10 protein-coding genes and 1 tRNA gene are annotated in these 15,923 nt (G+C 65.8%); 4 read left to right on the forward strand and 7 right to left on the reverse strand.

The annotated features are described in order from the left end of the window. From Q1M07_RS18525 to Q1M07_RS18555, 7 genes are all read right to left on the reverse strand, one after another. Positions 1-758 (reverse strand): LysR substrate-binding domain-containing protein (locus Q1M07_RS18525; RefSeq protein ID WP_300456708.1); only part of this gene is annotated, 758 nt, incomplete at its 3' end. Between the two features lie 76 nt (positions 759-834). Next, complete coding sequence (gene lnt / locus Q1M07_RS18530) at positions 835-2,370, reverse strand: apolipoprotein N-acyltransferase (RefSeq protein ID WP_366984264.1); 1,536 nt, start codon at positions 2,368-2,370, stop codon at positions 835-837. Beyond that, positions 2,360-3,205, reverse strand: coding sequence for a transporter associated domain-containing protein (locus Q1M07_RS18535; RefSeq protein ID WP_300456711.1), 846 nt, complete (start codon positions 3,203-3,205; stop codon positions 2,360-2,362). Before Q1M07_RS18535 ends, lnt begins: the two co-directional genes overlap by 11 nt. Positions 3,206-3,307: 102 nt before the next feature. Then, positions 3,308-3,772 (reverse strand): rRNA maturation RNase YbeY, encoded by a 465-nt coding sequence (gene ybeY, locus Q1M07_RS18540; RefSeq protein ID WP_300456714.1) that lies wholly within the window; start codon positions 3,770-3,772, stop codon positions 3,308-3,310. Beyond that, positions 3,759-4,781: a PhoH family protein gene (locus Q1M07_RS18545; RefSeq protein WP_300456717.1), complete on the reverse strand. Its 1,023-nt coding sequence runs from the start codon at positions 4,779-4,781 to the stop codon at positions 3,759-3,761. Before Q1M07_RS18545 ends, ybeY begins: the two co-directional genes overlap by 14 nt. Beyond that, a complete protein-coding gene (gene miaB, locus Q1M07_RS18550; RefSeq protein ID WP_300456720.1) occupies positions 4,778-6,148 on the reverse strand; it encodes a tRNA (N6-isopentenyl adenosine(37)-C2)-methylthiotransferase MiaB in 1,371 nt (456 codons plus the stop codon). Before miaB ends, Q1M07_RS18545 begins: the two co-directional genes overlap by 4 nt. 12 nt (positions 6,149-6,160) lie before the next feature. Then, complete coding sequence (locus Q1M07_RS18555; RefSeq protein WP_300456723.1) at positions 6,161-6,517, reverse strand: hypothetical protein; 357 nt, start codon at positions 6,515-6,517, stop codon at positions 6,161-6,163. A 122-nt stretch (positions 6,518-6,639) separates the two neighbouring features. Here Q1M07_RS18555 and Q1M07_RS18560 point away from each other — a divergent pair. The 4 genes from Q1M07_RS18560 (at position 6,640) to Q1M07_RS18575 (ending at position 15,917) form a co-directional block, all read left to right on the forward strand. Then, positions 6,640-6,713, forward strand: a tRNA-Gly gene (locus tag Q1M07_RS18560). A 260-nt stretch (positions 6,714-6,973) separates the two neighbouring features. After that, positions 6,974-10,636, forward strand: coding sequence for an EAL domain-containing protein (locus Q1M07_RS18565; protein ID WP_300456726.1), 3,663 nt, complete (start codon positions 6,974-6,976; stop codon positions 10,634-10,636). A gap of 193 nt (positions 10,637-10,829) precedes the next feature. Beyond that, positions 10,830-12,212, forward strand: coding sequence for a toll/interleukin-1 receptor domain-containing protein (locus tag Q1M07_RS18570; protein ID WP_300456729.1), 1,383 nt, complete (start codon positions 10,830-10,832; stop codon positions 12,210-12,212). A gap of 3 nt (positions 12,213-12,215) precedes the next feature. After that, a complete protein-coding gene (locus Q1M07_RS18575) occupies positions 12,216-15,917 on the forward strand; it encodes a hypothetical protein (RefSeq protein ID WP_300456732.1) in 3,702 nt (1,233 codons plus the stop codon). The last annotated feature ends 6 nt before the right edge of the window (positions 15,918-15,923 follow it).

Below are 15,923 nucleotides of genomic sequence, written 5' to 3' on the forward strand. Positions count from 1 at the left end.
AGCAAGGGGCCGATCAGCTCGAGCCGACCGAGCGCGATTCCCTGGCCGGCGATCGCCGCCTGAATGAGCTGGTCGTACTGGTTGAAGCGATTGACGCCGCGCGGCGGCACGCCTTCCCAACCGAGTGCCGCCAGCCAGTGGTTCCATTGCAGGTGGCGCCGGCGCGCGTCGTCCAACTCGAGCAGGTAGTGCGCCGCGAGGTCGGCGGCCGTTTCCAGACGTTTGCGGCCGATTGCCGGCGAGGCGACCGGCGCGATGGTTTCGCCGAACAGGCGGCTGGCGCCGGCCGGCGCCGCGGCCGAGGGACAGTAGCGGATCGCCAGATCGATGCCTTCGTGGCGCAGGTCGAGCAGACGGTTGTCGGCCGCCACGTGGACTTCGATGTCGGGCTGCGCCCGCTGGAAAGCGGCCAGTCGCGGCAGCAACCAAAGGCCGATGACGCCGATACTGGCGGTCAGCGTCACCGGGCGCCGCTGGGCCGCGAAAACGATGTCGCCGACGATGTCCTGCAGTTGCTGCATGGCGCTGTCGGCACGCAGGAACAAACGCTCGCCTTCGGGCGTGAAGGCGACCGAGCGGTGGCCGCGGACCAGCAGCCGGACGCCGAGCACTTCCTCGAGACCCTGCACCTGCCGGCTGACGGCCGATTGCGTGAGACACAGGTCGGCCGCCGCGAGCGTGATGCTCATACGCCGCCCGACGGCGACAAAGCCACGGACGAGATCGAGCGAAGGCAGGCGGACGAGCGGCACCGGCATCGTTTGAACTCTTCAGGAAAAGGGACGATTGTCGCGCAAAGCGGTTCTACTGCTCACATCATTCACGGCGCGCGCGTCAGACCCTTTGCCACGCCGCCCGGCGGCTCGCCAGAACGACGGCGAGCAGGGCGAGCGTGATGATCGGCCAGTTGCCCCAGCGAACGTAGGGCGTCGCTCCGGAATAGCCCTGCACTTCGCCGACCAGAGCGCCGCGGCTGAAGGCGGGCAGCCGTGAACGCACCTGGCCGTCGACGTCCACGATCGCGGTCATGCCGGTGTTGGTCGCGCGCAACATCATGCGACCGCTTTCGAGGGCGCGCATCTGCGCGATCTGCAGGTGCTGCGCCGGCGCCAGCGAGTCGCCGAACCAGGCGACGTTGGAGAGGTTGACCAGCAGCGTGGCGGTCGGTAGTGCGCCAATGATCTCCGGACCGAAGGCGTCTTCGTAGCAAATGTTGACCGCGACCTGCTGGCCGGCCAGGCGCAGCGGGGCCTGCGTCGGAGAGCCAGCGCTGAAGTCCGACATCGGGATGTTCGCCAGTGCCATGAACCAGGCGAAGCCGGCCGGGACGAACTCGCCGAAAGGCACCAGGTGGCGCTTGTCGTAGCGCTGCCGGCCGCTGGCACCGAGGCTCAGCGCGCTGTTGAAGGCCTGCCCATCCTCGGCGACGGCGATGCCGAACAGCAGGTCGCCCTGTCGGCGAAGGGCGAGTTGCCGCAGGGCGTCGAGGTAGTCGCCGGGTACCTGGTCGAGAAAGGCCGGCAGGGCGGTTTCGGGCAACACCGTGAGTTGTGCCGGATTGTCGAGCGCCAGGCGATAGTAGGTGCGCAGCGAGTCGACGAAACGTTCGGGCCGCCACTTCATTTCCTGCGCGACGTTGCCCTGCAACAGGGCGACGGACAGGGTTTCGCCGGTCGCTTGCGTCCAGCGCTGTTCGCGCAGCAAGCCGCCAGTGCCCAACAACACGGCGCTGGCCAGCAGCGGTAGCGCCGGGCACCAGCGCAGCCAGCTGCGCGTGCCGCAGGCCTCGCTCGCTAGCCAGCGGCGGACGACTTCGAAGAGCAGGGCGCCGAGCAGCGCCGAGAGCAGCGAAACACCATGCAGCCCGAACAGCGGAGCATAGCCGGCGAGCGGACTGGGTGGTGTCTGCGAATAGCCGGCGACGAGCCAGGGGAAACCCGTGAAGGCCCAGGTGCGCGCCCAGTCGGCCAGCGTCCATAAGCCGGCGAAGAGTAGCGCGCGGCGCAACCAGCCAGCCGTCGCGAGGCGAACGAACAAGGCACCGGCGAGCGCCGGGAAGAGCGCCAGCACGGTGCAGAACAGGAAGGTCGCCAGAACCGCGAGCCAGGTCGGCATGCCGCCGAAGACGCTTAGGCTGACGTAGATCCAGGAAACGCCGGTCAGGAACAGACCGCCTCCCCAGGCGCCGGCGATCCACGCGGCGCGGCGCGCACTGCGGAGGCCGTCGGCCTCGGCGCGGAGCAGGCCGAAGAGGCCGCCGAGACTCAGCCAGTTGGCCGCGAACCATCCGCCGGGGGCAAAGGCCAGGACTCCGGCGGCGCCGAGCAGCAGCGCGCCGAGGCAGCGCCAGGGCAGGCGGCTACTCAGAATCGTCCACCCCGACGGGTGTCGAGACGACCAGCGTGTAGATGCGCCGGCTATCGGCGCGCAAGACCTGAAAGCGCGTGCCGTCGATGACGATCGTCTCGTTGAACAGCGGTACGCGGCCCAGGTGATGCAGGATCAGGCCGGCGACCGTGTGGCATTTTTCGTCGCTGAAACGGGTCCCGAGCGCGGCGTTGAAATCCGCCACGGTGGTCTGCGCCTTGACGCGATAGAAGCCGTTCTGGTCGAGTTGAATGTTGTCGTCGGCTTCATCGAAATCGTATTCGTCGGCGATTTCTCCGACGATCTGTTCGAGTACGTCCTCGATCGTGATCAGACCGGCGATTCCCGCATATTCGTCGATGACGATCGCCATGTGGTTGCGCGAGACGCGGAATTCGCGCAGCAGGACGTCGAGGCGCTTGAACTTCGGAATGAACACCGCCGGACGTACCCACTCGCGCAACTGGAAGGGAGATTCACGTCGCACGCGCAGCAGATCCTTGGCGAGCAAGATGCCGACGACGTGGTCGCGGTTACCGTCGATGACCGGAAAACGTGAGTGGGCCGTCGTGTTCACCCGTTCGACGACTTCCTCGAACGAGTCGGTGACGTCGACGACTTCCATTTGCGGGCGCGGCACCATGACGTCACGAACGGTCAGTTCGGAGGCGGCGAGCGCGCCCTCGGTGATGCTCAGGGCGTCGGCGTCGAGCAGTTTGCGCTGGTGCGCCGCTTGCAGCAGTTGCATCAGTTGTTCGCGGTCCTCCGGTTCGCGCACCAGGAGCGAGGAAAGACGTTCGAAAAATCCGGGTTTGCCGCTTGGCGTACTGCTATCCATAGCTACCTTAAGATGAATGAGGAGTCAGCGGGTCCAGGCGGCGGCGAATTCTCACCGCGCGTGATCTATGCGTCGAAACCGCCGTTCGGCGCCGCTGACGTCTCACGACTCTGCCGCGTAAGGGTCAGGATAACCCAGCGCCGCCAGAATCCTGCGCTCGCGGTCTTCCATTGCGGACGCTTGCTCGACACTCGCCTCGTGGTCGTCGCCCAGCAGGTGCAACAGTCCGTGCACGACCAGATGCGCGTAGTGCGCCTCGAGTGACTTGCCCTGCTCGGCGGCTTCGCGCGCCACGACCGGAGCGCACAACACCAGGTCGCCGCTGACTATTGGCTGCCGGGTATATGGGAAAGACAAGACATTGGTCGCGTAGTCCTGGCGACGATAGTCGTGATTCAGGCGCCGACCTTCGTCCGCGTCGACGAAGCGCAGGGTGACTGCGGCACGGCATCGACCATCGACGTCGATGGCGGCGCGTAGCCAGGCGCGCAGTTGTGACTTCTTCGGCAGCTTGTTGCGCGGGCAGGCGTACTGCACGCTGAGTTGGAGCCGCTTAGTTGCCGACACGCTGGGCCGCCGCCGCTTCCCGTGCTTCGAGCGCCGCAGTGTGTGCTTCATAGGCCGAAACGATGCGCGCCACCAGCGGGTGACGGACGACGTCCTCCTTGAGGAACTCGGTGAAAGCGATGCCCCGGACCTCGCGGAGAATCTGGCGAGCCTCGATCAGGCCGCTCTTCTGGCCGCGTTGCAGGTCGATCTGCGTGACGTCGCCGGTGACCACCGCCCGGGCGCCGATACCGATGCGCGTCAGGAACATCTTCATCTGTTCGGGCGTCGTGTTCTGCGCTTCGTCGAGAATGATGAAAGCGTGGTTCAAGGTGCGGCCGCGCATGTAGGCGAGCGGCGCGATCTCGATCGAACCGCGCTCGAACAGCTTGCCGACACGCTCGAATCCCATCAGGTCGTAGAGCGCGTCGTAGAGTGGTCGCAGATAGGGGTCGACCTTCTGTGCCAAGTCGCCGGGCAGGAAACCCAGACGCTCGCCGGCCTCGACCGCCGGTCGGGTGAGCACGATACGTTGTACCAGTTCGCGCTCGAACGCGTCGACCGCCGAAGCGACTGCCAGGTAGGTCTTGCCGGTACCGGCTGGGCCGGTACCGAAGGTGATGTCGTGTTCCTGTATGTTTCTGAGGTATTCGATCTGACGCGGCGTCCGGCCGTGCAGCTCGCTCTTGCGCGTCATCAGGGCCGGCGAGACACCGCCGCCGGAGGAAATGTTGCGCACCGGGCGGTTGAGCAGTTCGATCAGGCCGAGTTGGATCTCATCGACCGACAGCGTGTCCTTGGCTTGGGCGTAAAACTGCTGCAGCGCCTCGGAAGCGCGTCCCGTCTGTAAGGCCTCGCCACGCAGGGTGAAGCGCTCGCCGCGCCGGGCGATGGTGACGTCGAGCGCGGTTTCGATCTGTCGCAGATTCTCGTCGAGCGGACCGCACAGGTTGGCGAGCTGCTTGTTGTTGACCGGCGACAGCAGCAGTTCCGTGGTCCGGGTTTTGGCGCTGGCTGAGGTTTCACTCATGACGGTCGGTCGCCGGCGAGCTCGCCGCGCAGCGAATGCGGCATCGCCGACGTGATACGCACATCGACGAAGCGATCTAGCCAGGAACTACAGTCCTCGGTGCCGGCGGCGAAATTGACCACCCGATTGTTGTCGGTGCGGCCGGCGAGTTGCTGGCCGTCCTTTTTCGAGAGTCCTTCGACCAGCACGCGTTGCACCGTGCCGACCATGGCGGCGGAAACTGCCTGGGCCAGTTCGTCGATGCGCGCCTGCAGCCGCTGCAGACGCTCCAGCTTGAGTGCCTGCGGCGTGTCGTCGGACAGTTCGGCAGCGGGCGTGCCTGGCCGCGCACTGTAGAGAAAAGAGAACGAGGCGTCGAAGCCGACATCGTCGATCAGTTTCATTGTCTTCTCGAAATCGTCGGCCGTTTCGCCAGGAAAACCGACGATGAAGTCAGACGACAGCGACAGATCGGGGCGAGCAGCACGCAAGCGGCGCACCAGGCTCTTGTATTCGAGCGCCGTATAGCCGCGCTTCATCGCCGCCAGCACTCGGTCGGAGCCGGATTGCACCGGCAGATGCAGGTGCGAGACCAGTTTCGGAACGCTGGCATAAACGTCGATCAGACGCTGCGACACCTCGCGTGGATGCGAGGTGGTGTAGCGGATGCGCTCGATGCCGGGGATCTCGGCGATGTACTCGATGAGCAGTGCCAGGTCGGCCGCCTCGTCACCGGCTGGCGCATGCCCGCCGCTGTTCATGGCGCCGCGGTAGGCGTTGACATTCTGTCCGAGCAGGGTGACTTCGCGAACGCCCTGCGCGGCCAGGCCGGCGACTTCGGTCAGCACGTCGTCGAAAGGTCGCGACACTTCCTCGCCGCGCGTATAGGGAACGATGCAGAACGAGCAGAACTTGCTGCAGCCTTCCATGATCGAGACGAAGGCCGCCGTTCCCGCGACGCGGGCCGGCGGCAGATGGTCGAATTTCTCGATCTCGGGAAAGGAAATGTCGACCTGCGACTTGCCCAGCCGGCGGCGGTCAGCGATCAGTTGCGGCAACCGGTGAAGCGTTTGTGGTCCGAAAACGACGTCGACGTAGGGCGCGCGGGCAACGATCGCCGCGCCCTCCTGGCTCGCCACGCAACCCCCGACGCCGATCACCAGATCCGGATTGGCCAGCTTCAGCCGACGTACGCGGCCGAGGTCGTGAAAAACGCGCTCCTGCGCTTTCTCGCGCACCGAGCAGGTATTGAAGAGGATGATGTCGGCGTCTTCCGGCGTATCGGTCTTGACGATATCCTCGGAGGCGGCGAGCACATCGGCCATCTTGTCTGAATCGTATTCGTTCATCTGGCAGCCGAAGGTGCGGATGAACACTTTTCTTGCCATCGTTTGGTCGACCTAGCGTGGGCGGGGTGCCGCGGCTTCGCTCGGCGTCAGCATCCAGACGCGAAAAACGGCCCCGGAGGCATCGGTGAGATAGACCACGTCGGCCGGCGTCTGGATCTGCATCGGCATCACGATGAGATTCTGCCGGCTGCGGATCTGCGCTGCCGGGGCCAGTGGCCACGCATGGCCATTGATGATCAGGAAGCCATCGCCGGTCGGCGGTTGCATGACCCCCCGCTTGGCCTCGGGCGGCAGTGCCCGGGCGATGGCGTTCGGCTCGTACGCCGCCGGCACGTCGGGAGACGGCGTCAGCGCCATCTCGGCGACGGTGCTGAGAATCGCGTACAACAAAGTGGTGGGAATATCCATCGCCATCGGCGCATTATAGACAAGCTGGCCGACTGCTGTCAGCTCCGATTACCTGCCGGCGTCCCCGGGCATTGTGGAAGCGACGGCAATCGTCGTAGAATGGCCGCCCTCAGACGGTTTTCGCGGGCGTCGTATAATGGTAATACCCTAGCTTCCCAAGCTAGAGCCGAGGGTTCGATTCCCTTCGCCCGCTCCATCTCGGTCGGTGGGTTCGCTCACCACTCCGGCCGCGACTGTCATCTGACCATCGTCGCCCCCGTGCCGGAGATCATCCGCTATCCCATCGCGTTGACCGCGCTCGACCGCGCCACCTATACTCGATAGCCGCGGTTACCGCTCCGGCGATTGGCGCTTTCCGGACCAACGTCTGGCGACTGCTGGCAGGAGATCGGGGATGGCGTGCTTCGGCGCTTTATCAGGATGACCGTGAACGGGGTGTCGGCTGGCTCTTCCCGCATGAGCGGCAGGATTCGTGCCGTGCTCACGGTGGCGGCCGCGTTTCTGGCGGTGCTGCTGGCGATCTGGATACTCGATCAATGGATCGTCCGGCCGGCTTTTGTCGGTCTCGAACAGGCGCAAGCGTTGGAAGACGGCCGGCGCGTGCAGGTGGCGATCCAGGGTGAGCTGCGTCAACTGAGCAACGAGCTGGGCGACTGGGCAGAGTGGGACGATGCCTACGCTTTTACGGAAACCCGTGATCCGGCTTTCATCGCGTCCAATCTTGGCGACTGGCGCGTGCTCGAGAGAACATCGCGCCTCAATCTCTGTTTCATTTTTTCGCGCGACGGGGAAGTCCTGTACGGCGGCGGGCATGCGTCGCATCTGGGTGGCTCGGTGGTTCCGGCGGCTTTTGCCGGCCGGCCGCCGGCAGTCTGGCCGCTGTTCCAGCAGCGACTGGAACAGGGACAATCCGACGCCGGACTGTTGGTCACCGAACACGGCCTGCTGCTGCTCGCCGCCCGGCCGATCCTGACGACGCGCGGAAACGGCCCGGCGCGTGGCATGCTGGTCTTTGGCCGTCTGCTCGACGATTCGCTATTACGCTCTTTGGTTGCCCAGACGCAGGTGAGCTTCGTCTTGCTCGGGCCGGCGGATCCACGCCTGTCGGCCATTGAAAGCGACTATCTGAGCTCCCTGCCGGCGGGAAAGCCAGTGCTTCGGCCTGGACCGCAGGGAGCCGTGTTCGTGTACGAAGCGCTTGTCGACCTTGGCGGCCAGTCCGTTGCGCTGTTGCGGACGCCGATACGGCAGGAGATCTCCGCCACGGCGCGGCGCACCAGCCAAACACTGATGGCGGCGCTCAGCCTGGCGGCGCTGATCCTGTTGCTCGGCGGCGCGTGGCTGCGTACCCGCAGCGGGCGCGTCGCGCTGGCCGAGGGCAATGCCGCGGCCTGGGGAACCGCCGCTCTGGTGGCGCTGATTGGCCTGAGCTTGACCTTCGGCCTGTTCGCCGAGTGGCGCGAGCGCAGCCAGCGCGCCTTGATGCGCGACTTCGAGGCCGCAGCTTCGGAACAGGCCGAGCGGGTTTTCGGGGCGATTCGGCACAACCTGGAAGATCTTGATACCGTGCGCCGGTTTTTCGACGGTGCTTCGGTGGTCAGCCGCCGTCAGTTTCGCGACTTCGTAACGCCGATCCTCGAGCACCGCCGTTGGCAGGCGCTCGAGTGGCTGCCACGCGTACCGCAGTACCAACGGGCAGCCTGGGAGGCGGCGGCGCAGCACGACGGCCTGCCCGGATTTCGCTTTACCGAGCGTGACGCCCAGGGGCGTTTGATGCCCGCCAGCGAACGCCCCGAGTATTTTCCCGTCTACTATCTCGAACCTTACGCCGGCAATGCCGCTGCCCTGGGCTTTGCTCCCCCCCCAGAGCACCCGGCGCGAGGCGCCACGCTGGCCGCGGCGCGCGACCATGGTCGGATGGCGGTCAGCGGTCGTTACGTGCTGGTGCAGGACTCGGCGGCCAAGGCGCGTTTCTCGATTCTGGTCTTCGCGCCGGTTTACCGTGGGCCGTCGGTGCCGGGCGACGTGGCCGAGCGCCGCCGGCAACTGCGCGGCTTCGTTCTTGGGGTGATGCGTGTCGGCGAAATGGTGGATGAGGCACTGCAAGCGCTTCCGTCGCAACCTCTGGCATTCCGCGTCTTCGATCTGACGGCGGAGAGCGCGCAAGGCTGGCTGTACGACTACCCTTCGCCGGCGGAGTACCCGGCGGTGAGCGACGCCAACCTGCGATTGCAGCGCGATTTTCCGGTTGCCGACCGCGTCTGGCGTGTCGAAGTCGGCCCCAGCCCGACTTTCGTCGCTCGCCACCATGACCAGGCTTATCGCTGGATTCCTGTCGGTGGTGGCTTGCTGACGCTGCTTGCGGCGCTCTATTTGTTCGCCTTGATCTCGCAGCGCCAGCGCGCGGAGCTGCTGGTAAGCGAGCGGACCAGCGCATTGCGGACGAGCGAGGAACGCTTCCGCCAGATCGTCGAGTATGCGCCCTTCGGTTTCCACTTCTATCGCTTGACCGAGCGTGGCGAGTTGTTGTTCGCCGGCAGCAATCCGGCGGCCGATGCGATCCTCAAACTGGTCCATGCGGACTGCCTCGGCAGTCCCCTGGAACAAGTTTTTCCAGGCCTGGTGGCGACCGACATCCCGTCCATTTACCGTCAACTGGCGCAGGCGGGCGGCACGCGCCGATGGCGGTCGGTGGACTACCGCGATGAACGGATCACCGGCAGCTTCGAGATGGTCGCCTTTCAGACGGCACCCGGATCGCTCGCCGTAGCTTTTTCCGACATCACCGCGATGAAGCTTGCCGAACAGCGCATCGAGCACCTGGCCTACTACGATCCCCTGACCGACTTGCCCAACCGGGCGCTGCTTGCCCAGCGGGCGGACTTCGCGCTGGCGTTGGCGGCGCGCCATCGTAACGGCCTGGCGCTGTTGTTCCTCGATCTGGATCAGTTCAAGGAAGTCAATGATTCGCTCGGCCATGCCGAGGGAGACGCCTTGCTGGTACAAGCGGCGGGGCGTCTGCAGCGCTTGACGCGAATCGAGGATACGGTGTGCCGGCTGGGTGGCGACGAGTTCGTCCTTCTGCTGCCGGACACCGGCCAGGAGGGTGCGCTGCGGGTGGCCGACAAACTGCTGGCGGCGTTTCGCCAGCCGTTTACCGTGGTTGGACATACGCTGCGAACGACCGTTTCGATCGGCATCGCCCTCTACCCGAACGACGGTAGCAGTTTTGCGGAATTGCAGAAAAATGCCGACACGGCGCTCTACCAGGCCAAGCAGGATGGCCGCAACACACGCGTTTTTTACGATCGGCAGATGAATGCCGCCACGCTCGACCGGCTGGTGTTGGAAAGCGAACTGCGACGAGCCCTGGCGAGCGGGCAGTTGCGCGCCTACTATCAACCCAAGGTGCGCCTCGATGATGGGCAGACGGTTGGCGCCGAGGCCCTGGTGCGCTGGCAACACCCTGAGCGTGGACTGATTTTTCCGGGGCAGTTTATTCCGGTGGCGGAAGCCAGTGATCTGATCGTCGAACTGGGTGGCTGGATGCTGGCCGAGGTGTGCCGGCAAATGGGCGACTGGCGGGGTGCTGGAATCGCGCCGCGGAGCGTCGCGGTGAACCTGTCGGCCCGCCATTTCCGCCAGCCGGGGCTCGCCGATTCGATCGGCACGCTGCTCGATGCGTGTCAGTTGTCGCCGCAGGCACTGGAACTCGAGCTGACCGAATCCAGCCTTCTGGAGGCCGGTACGCAGACCGCAGACACCTTGCTCGCCCTGGAACGACTTGGTATCGGACTGACCGTAGACGATTTCGGCACCGGCTATTCCAGCTTGAGCTATCTCAAGCGACTGCCGCTCAAGGCGCTGAAAATCGACCGCAGCTTCGTGCGCGATCTGGTCAACGACGCGGACGATCGCACGATCGCGGGTACCATCGTCGCACTTGGCCATGGTTTGGGGCTCGAGGTCGTGGCGGAGGGCGTCGAGACCGTCGAACAGCAGCGCATTCTGCTTGGCCAGGGCTGCGACCTGGCGCAAGGGTATCTGTTCGGTCAGGCCGTGCCGCCAAACGAGTTCGCCGCCGTTTGGCTGGCAACGGCGGACCAGTCGCCGATCTGAGGAAGCGAGAAATGGCAGGGAGAACGGTGGCCGCCGGCAGCCATCCGGATGCGCTGGCGGATTCGACGTGGCATGATGCGTACCGGGTGTCGCCACTCGTCGCGGCAAGGCTCGCCGACCAACCGGCGCCTGACGAGGCGTGTTACAGGGACGTTTTTCGGCCACGCGTGCCGGGCACAGGAACGACGATTCGATGAACGACAGGTCGTGGGACAGGCTGCTGAGATCGATCGAGGACGGTCTGGTCGTACCGGTGCTGGGCCGGCAGTTGTTCACGGGCCCGGAGGGCGGCGACGACGGACTGCAATCCCAAGTGGCGCGTCGCTTGCTCGAGTTTCATGGTCGCGACCCGGATGCCGAGCCGCTTCCCCGGTTCCGGGAACTCGACGAGGCCGTCAGCCGCATCAAAAACGACTGCGACCTGCAGGATCTCTACGCCGATGTTCACGACATCATCGGCGAGCTGACGGCCGACGGCGAGTGCAGCGCTCCGGAGCCGATCCGCCAGATCGCGGCCATCACCCATTTTCGCCTGTTCGTCACCTTGACCCCCGACGACCTGCTCGGCCGTTGTCTGCGCCGGCGCTGCGCGGTCAACGAAGTGGTGCATTCACCTTACCTGCCGACGAGTGAGGGCTCGGACCTGCCCAACGATTGGCAATCGCGAACCGCGGAGGTGCAGCTTCTCTACTTGTTCGGCAAGTCCCGGCCGGCACCGATGTTTGCCATCCACGCTGAGGATGTGCTCGAGTATGCGCACAACATCATCGCGCGCGGTGGCCATGTACCGGTCAAGTTTCTCGGCGAGCTGCAGCAGCGCAGCTTGCTGTTGATCGGTTGCTGTTTTCCCGAATGGTTGGCCCGCTTTTTCCTGCGACTGACCAATCAGCGTCGTTTGTCCGACACGCTGCGCCGGCGCGAGTGGCTAATCGAACCCTTGCCTCCGGAAGGCGGATTGATTCGCTTCCTCAGGACCTACAGTCAGGAAACCGAAATCCTGTCGGATATTCCGCCCCACGAGTTCGTGCGCCAGCTTCATCAGCGCTGGCTGACGCGTCATGGTGCGGCGGCGCCGCTGGCGGCGACTCTTCCTTCCGTGGCGGAAGCGGTTCCGCCGGGCTGCATGTTCTTCATCAGCTACTGTCGATCGACCGACCTGCCGGCCGCCGAAAGGCTGTTCGCGGCGCTCGTCGCCGAGGGCGTGGCGCGCGAGGAAGTCTGGTTCGATCGGACGGCGCTCGAACCCGGGCAGGATTTCCGCGACCGAATCCTTGACGGTATACGGAGCTGTCGCTATTTCGTACCTCTCATTTCGCGTCCGGCCGATGCACTCGACGAGAAGTTCTTTCGCCGCGAGTGGGGCGAGGCGGTCGACCGGGCCAAGGGAATCCAGGGTCGAACCTTCGTCGTGCCGCTGATCGTCGATGCCGACTACCAGCCGCAGCTTTACGAGCGGGTGCCGCGCGACTGGCAGGATGGGCTCGATTTCGGCCATGCGCCGGCCGGCTGCCCGGACGAGCGGACAAGCAGCCTGCTGAAACGATTGATTCGTGCCGAACGGCAGTCGCGAGGCTGAGCGATGACCATTCCAGAGATCAACCCGTCCACTCAAGCCGTCGCCACCGACGTCGCGCCGAGCGCCGCGGCTCCGGCCGGAATCGCTCTCGATTCGCAGGCTCCGTGGCCGGGACTGGCGGCCTACGACGAGTCGTCGAGCGACTTCTTCTTCGGCCGACGTGACGAGAGCGCCGAGTTGCTGCGCATGGTTCGGCAGGCGCCGTTGACCGTCGTCTATGGCAAGTCGGGGCTCGGCAAGACTTCCTTGTTGCAGGCAGGGCTCTATCCGCTGCTGCGCATCGAGCACTTTCTTCCGGTTCACCTGCGGCTCGACTTCGACGCGGCGGCTCATCTGCCGGCCATCCAGCAGGTGGCGCTGAAGCTGGATCAGGCGCTTGCGGCGGCGGGGGCGGATTTTCCGGCGCGCAACGTCGGCGAAGGGCTTTGGTGCTACCTGCACCGTCGCCAGCTCGAAATTTGGAGTCGGGACAATTACCCCTTGACGCCGGTACTGGTCTTCGACCAGTTCGAGGAGATCTTCTCGCGTGGGCAGGGCGATGCGGAACGCCTCAGGTCGACCCTAGACGCCTTGGCCGACCTGATCGAGAACCGCATTCCGGCCGAACTGACAGTTGGCGAGCAGGGTCGGCGGACCCTCTCCGGACTCGATCTGCAGTCGCAGCGCTATCGTATCGTGCTCGCTTTCCGCGAGGATTTTCTGGCCGACGTTCAGGGCTGGAAGGGCCAGGTGCCCTCGCTGCTGCGTAACCGTTTGCGCCTGCTGCCGATGTCGCGCACACAGGCGGTCGAGGTCGTGGACCGTGCCGGCGCGGCCGTGATTGCGCCGGGGGTCGCCGAACGAGTGGTCGACTTCGTCGGCAACCTCGACCTTTCGACGGCCGGCGCGCTGCCGGTGGTCGAGCCGGTGCTGCTCAGTCTCTGCTGCTATCAACTCAATCAGCGCCGCGCCAGCGGCGCCAGGATCGATCTCGAACTGCTCAATCAGGCCGGCCAGGACATTCTCGAGGACTTTTACGACGAGGCTCTGGCCGGCATGCCGGAAGGTGTTGCGCGTTTCATCGAGACGCACCTCATTCAGGGTGACCGTTATCGTGGCAGCTATCCGGTCGATCAGGCGCTGCAGGACGGCTTCCTGACGCGCGCGCAACTGTCCTTGCTGGCCGACAAACACCGTCTGCTGCGCGTAGACCAGCAACTCGGAACGAATCGGATCGAACTGATCCACGACCGGCTGGTCGGCGTCGTCCGCGCGGCGCGCGACGCGCGCTTGCGGCGGGAGGAACTGCAGCGCCTGCACGCCCGGGAGGAGGTCGAGCGACAGGAAGCGGCGCGCCGCGAGGCGATCGAGCGCGAGCAACGGATCGCCGCCGAGAAGCTCGCCGAAGAGCAGCGGGCGCGTGCCAATGCCGAAATCGAGGCGCGCCGATTGGCCGAACGAAGCCGCGCTCGGCTGGCACGCATGAGCCGTGTCCTGGTGCTGCTGCTCATCGCTGCCGTCGCGTCGGCCGGCTGGGCCCTGTGGTCGGCCGACAAGGCGGCGAGCGAGCGTAACCGCGCCAATCAGGAATCGCGGCGGGCGACCGGCCTGCGGCTCGGTGCTGAAGCGCAGGCCATGCTGGCGGGAACGCGGGCCGGTGGCGCGGTGTTCGGGGTGTTGAAACTGCTCGCCGCGCATCGCATCGTCGTCGACATCGAGACCGAGGGAACGATGCTCGGGCAGTTGCTCGCTTTTGGCGACCTGGAGCGCATCATCGAGGCCGATTCCCAGGTCAACGCCGTCGCTTTCAGCCCCGACGGCAGCCGCATCGTGTCGGGCGGCGGCGACGGTAGCGTGCGCTTGTGGGACACCAACAGCGGCCAGCCCATCGGTCAGCCGTTCAGGGGGCACCAAGGCCGGGTGGATAGCGTCGCTTTCAACCGTGCCGGTACGCGGATCGTTTCCGGCAGCCAGGACAGGACCGTACGTCTTTGGGATGCACAGACCGGCGGACCGCTCGGCGAGCCGATGCTGGGTCATGAAGACTGGGTTTCGAGCGTCGCCTTCAATCACGATGGTCGGCGCATTGTCTCGGCCAGCGTCGATGGCACGCTGCGCCTGTGGGATGCCGAAACCGGTCAGCCGATCGGCCGGCCGATGACCGGGCATGCCGACATCTGGGTCACCAGCGCGGCTTTCGATCAGCGCGGCCAGCGTATCGTTTCCGGCGGTGTCGACGGCACGATACGCTTGTGGGACGCTACGACGCTGAGGCCGATCGGGGCACCGATGAGCGGACATCAGGATTCGGTGCTCGGCGTCGCCTTCAGCGGTGACGGCTCACGCGTCGTTTCGGCGAGCGAGGATGGGACACTGCGGCTCTGGGATGCGGACACCGGTCGACCAGTCGGCGAGCCGATGACTGGGCACGAACGCGGCGTGCGCAGCGTCGCCTTCGACAGCCAGGATGCGCGCATCGTCTCCGGGAGTTCGGATCGCACGCTGCGCTTGTGGGACGCCAGGACCGGGCAGGCGATAGGCGCGCCGCTCAGGGGGCATCTGGGCCAAGTGCGCGGGGTCGCCTTCAGCAGCGACGGCAAGCGTGTCGTTTCGGCCAGTGACGACGGCAGCCTGCGCCTCTGGAGCGCCAGAGCGGCACCGGCTGACTACGCTCTGGCGATCGTCGAGCAGAAGGACTCGGTGTATAGCCTCGCCGTTGACCGCAACGCGACGCGCATCGTCTCCGGCAGCGCCGGTGGCACGCTCGGCCTGTGGGATGCGAGGACCGGCGAGGCGCTCGGCGGACCGATGGAGGGGCATGAGGATTCGATCGCCGCCGTGGCGTTCGACTGGCAGGGAGAGCGTATCGTTTCGGCTAGTGCCGACCGCACGCTGCGCTTGTGGGATGCCCGAAGCGGCCGGCCGATAGGCGCTCCGCTGAGTGGGCATCGCGATGCCGTGCGCTGTGCGGCATTCGATCGCCAGGGCAGGCGGGTCGTCTCGGGAAGCGAGGATGGAAGCCTGCGCCTGTGGGAGGCGAGCACGGGGCAGGCGCTCGGTGAGCCGCTCGTCGGTCACGCTAGCTGGGTGACCAGCGTCGCCTTCGACGGCGACGGCCGGCGCCTCGTTTCTGGCGGTCGTGACGGTGCGCTGCGTCTGTGGGACGCCGCCAGCGGGCAGCCGATCGGTGCGCCAATTATCGGCCATGAGGACTTGGTGACCAGTGTCGCCTTCGACGAAAGCGGGACACGCATCGTTTCAGGCAGTACGGATGGTACCTTGCGCCTGTGGGATGCGACCACCGGACGGCCGATCGGTGGCGCGATGAGGGGGCATGAGGGATCGGTGCGCAGCGTGGCCTTCAGCGCCGACGGCAGTTTCATTGTCTCCGGGAGCGGTGATCGAACGCTGCGTTTGTGGGATGCCAAGACGGGCCAGGCGATCGGGGGCCCATTGAGCGGTCATCAGGCCGCGGTGCTCAGTGTCGGCATCGATCGCAACGGCAGCCACATCGTCTCTGCGAGTGGCGGCGAAACGCTGCGTCTGTGGCCGGCGCGGGGTGTTTGGCCGGCTGAACTGTGCGCCCGTGTTTCGCGCAACATGAGCCGCCGGGAGTGGCGGGAGTCGGTCCCGGCGGATATCCCCTACGTTTGCCAGTGTCCCGGACTACCGATTCCGGCGGACGGTCCGACACTGGCGGCGGAGGTCTGCCCTCCCGGGAACTGAGCGCTT

The sequence above is a fragment of the Accumulibacter sp. genome (assembly GCF_029255285.1).
Classification (GTDB): Bacteria; Pseudomonadota; Gammaproteobacteria; order Burkholderiales; family Rhodocyclaceae; genus Accumulibacter.